This window comes from Staphylococcus gallinarum (assembly GCF_000875895.1).
GTDB lineage: Bacteria > Bacillota > Bacilli > Staphylococcales > Staphylococcaceae > Staphylococcus > Staphylococcus gallinarum.
The window spans coordinates 1-2,783 of the sequence record NZ_JXCF01000104.1 but is presented as its reverse complement, the minus strand read 5'-3'; the positions used below and the strand labels follow the sequence as shown (position 1 = coordinate 2,783).

Here is a 2,783-nt window from a genome sequence, read left to right as displayed (position 1 = left end):
GATTTTTTTGATGTTGTTAATACAGAGTTGGGTGTTAAAGCTGAAGTGATGTTTTATGTGCAAGCACCTAGAAGTCAAAATAGGCTTAAAAAACTGACAAGAACGACAGCACCAGATATCGATAACTTACTTAAAGCAGTGCTTGACGGCATATTTAGAGGATTAGAGGTTAAAGACAGTCGTATAGCAATGGTATCTATGGCTAAATTTCAAGAAATAGATAACCCGAGGACTGAGATTGTTTTAAGGGGGATAGAATAATGGCGACAACAAATCTAGATAAATTTTTGATTATAGAAAAAATGATGAGTGAAGCACGGGAGCTATTAGAATCATATTTAAATAGCATGGAAGAACGATATGAGTACATGATTGTGTTGAGAAAGGAATATACTAAGCTTTCGCAAGTGTTAGATAAAGTGCAACAAAGAGTGTTTAAACAAGGGGATAAGCTAGATATAGATGCAGACGTAAAGAATGTTGTACAAAGTGCTAAAAAACGCATAGATGAATGTATAGAAGCTATAGAAGAAGATTCAACCTATGAAGGCGACCAACGGTCGATTAAACAGCTAAAGCTTGCCAGAGAGAAGCTGGAGGGCAATTTTGACGAAGATGACATTGGAGAGTCATGGCGTTTGTTAAAGGTGCGTAAAATAGAAATTGAAGAATTAGATGTACTTATGGATTTAATAGACGCTATGGAAGATGGGCAACAAGATAAATCAGAAAGCATTGTTAAGAAGATAGATAGATTAAAAAGTAATTATATAAATGGATTTGCACACTATAGAGATGCTATAGAAAAAGGAGAAAATATCCAAAAAGAAATAGATGAAGTTATCGCTGATTTAGAAGATGGTGGTTATAAGCGAGAGTTCGAGTTACTTTTAGAAGCACGTCCAAACATAATAGGAGAAAGGGTGTTAAGACCTGACCCGCAACCGCTTCTAGAGATTCTAACGCCTATCAAAAGTGCAGGATTAGAATATTTTCAAAGTGGGAATAAAAATTCTCAATCATACGAGTTAAACGTCGTATTTTCGAAAGCGCTAGCATTCATGAGAAGAGCGTTACTAGAAGGTCGGGAATATGTTGGCACTAGAAATGCTTTCAATCGCTTAAATAGAGCGTTCGAGGAGCTTTCTAATTATATGTATGAAAGGTTCCATCAGCTAGGTGGAAAACCTCAGAATTATCATGGTCACGATAATAGAAAGTAGAAGACGGCAACTTACGGCACATAAATTTGGGGGATTTATCCAAGATTTTTAGGCTAACTTCCACAAATTTTATTTTGTTATTCATACCAAAAGTTCTCTTTCGATTTTTGATTTGAAAAAGAGTTACACATTTCTTGCTTGATTTTATCTACTCGTTAAAGTAAGATACAAGCTGAGAAGCGGTTTTGTTATATACTCAGTATGCAGATAGAAGTGTATAACCCTTTTTTGTTTAAGTAAACATTAAGAGCGTGTACAGTCTAATGAGACTCGTGCACGCTCTTTTTGTGCCCCTCTTGACCATGTTTCCACTTGCTCACCATGGTGGAATTGCAAATACCACCAACCAAATCGCTAAGGTATCCCTAACGGATATTATGTCACAAGTACTTTAGAATTATATTCATCCAGTTGGTTTTAGCTGGCAACAAACGCAGTACTTTGACTATCTCACTATCGATTTCATAAAATAGGATATAGTCACCAATCACGCTATATCTAATCTCAGTTTCTTCGTCAATTCTTGCTGATAAGTTAGAGCCAATTTTAGGCGAATCTGCTAACTTTCTGATTGTTGAAACAATAGCTTGTTTGAACTTTACAATATTTTCTGGGTAAACTCCTAGACCCTCTTTATAGAAAACTGCCTCCTCAATGTCTCTGACAGTTTCACTTGAGATTATCACTTGATAAGTCATCACTCAACCTCTAACCGTTTAGCTAATTCATCAGGCGTATAGTTTTTTTCATTAGTCAGGGAGCGATAGCCTTTCTGCAGTTCTTCAAATAGTCGGAGCATCGCTTTAGTACGTTGCCATTCTTCTATGTCAACGACCGCATACGCTGCTTTTCCATTACGGGTCAAGATGACCTGAGAACCAACAGAAACATCACTAAGCGTTTGATTATAATAACGCATATCAGATACAGGGACAATATTTTCCATGGTATCACCTACTCACTTAAAATTTTACTAAATTCTACCACGTGGTAACTTTTTCTTCAAGTTCGTTTGCTTTATTCCATGGTCTATTTGACAACAAGTAACCTAGGTCGTTAGTCTTTGGTTTTGTCGGTCGGATGAACTAAGTTCAGACCGAACCTCAAACCCCAACGACGATGGTGGTTATAAGCGAGAGTAGAAGCATGTCCAAACATTATAGAAGAAAGGGTGTTAAGACCTGACCCGTAACCACTTTGAAAATAAAAATTCTCGATCATACGAGTTAAACGTCTCATTTTCAAAAGAACTAGCATTCATGAGAAGAGCGTTACTAGAAGGTTGAGAATATGTTGGCACTAGAAATGCTTTCAATCGCTTGAATAGAGCGTTCGAGGAGTTTTCCAATTATATGTACGAAAGGTTCCATCAGTTAGGTGGGAAGCCTCAGAATTATCACGGTCACGACAATAGAAAAAATATATCGTAAGGTATCACTTGTTGACGTGATGCTTTTTTTAATACGCCAATTACTATCGGCGACAGTTCCTAATAAAGAACTAAAAAGCGATAAAATTCAAGGTAAAAACAAGAGAAGGAACGCAACAAATAATGATTAT

Annotated in this window: 5 protein-coding genes; 3 read left to right on the top strand and 2 right to left on the bottom strand. The window is 36.6% G+C overall.

Going from position 1 to position 2,783, the window contains the following annotated elements; translation table 11 throughout:
* Both SH09_RS13635 and SH09_RS13630 read left to right on the top strand, forming a co-directional pair.
* Positions 1 to 261 (top strand): RusA family crossover junction endodeoxyribonuclease (locus tag SH09_RS13635; protein ID WP_042740172.1); only part of this gene is annotated, 261 nt, incomplete at its 5' end.
* Positions 261 to 1,223 carry a hypothetical protein gene (locus SH09_RS13630; protein ID WP_042740171.1) on the top strand — a complete coding sequence of 321 codons (963 nt, stop codon included), beginning with the start codon at positions 261 to 263 and terminating at the stop codon, positions 1,221 to 1,223. The genes SH09_RS13635 and SH09_RS13630, both read left to right, overlap by 1 nt.
* 380 nt (positions 1,224 to 1,603) lie before the next feature.
* On the opposite strand, the gene SH09_RS13625 is transcribed toward SH09_RS13630, so the two are convergent.
* Positions 1,604 to 1,921 carry a type II toxin-antitoxin system RelE/ParE family toxin gene (locus SH09_RS13625; RefSeq protein WP_042740170.1) on the bottom strand — a complete coding sequence of 106 codons (318 nt, stop codon included), beginning with the start codon at positions 1,919 to 1,921 and terminating at the stop codon, positions 1,604 to 1,606.
* A complete protein-coding gene (locus tag SH09_RS13620) occupies positions 1,921 to 2,169 on the bottom strand; it encodes a type II toxin-antitoxin system Phd/YefM family antitoxin (RefSeq protein ID WP_042740169.1) in 249 nt (82 codons plus the stop codon). Before SH09_RS13620 ends, SH09_RS13625 begins: the two co-directional genes overlap by 1 nt.
* Before the next feature lie 431 nt (positions 2,170 to 2,600).
* On the opposite strand from SH09_RS13620, the gene SH09_RS17110 reads away from it, so the two are divergent.
* Positions 2,601 to 2,783: hypothetical protein (locus SH09_RS17110; protein WP_235307545.1), on the top strand; the 183-nt coding region annotated here is incomplete at its 3' end.

Bases quoted from the DNA above. Each gene is read 5' to 3' on its own strand.
- SH09_RS13620 (WP_042740169.1), bottom strand. From the start codon at position 2,169: ATGGAAAATATTGTCCCTGTATCTGATATGCGTTATTATAATCAAACG.
- SH09_RS13630 (WP_042740171.1), top strand. From the start codon at position 261: ATGGCGACAACAAATCTAGATAAATTTTTGATTATAGAAAAAATGATG.
- SH09_RS13625 (WP_042740170.1), bottom strand. From the start codon at position 1,921: ATGACTTATCAAGTGATAATCTCAAGTGAAACTGTCAGAGACATTGAG.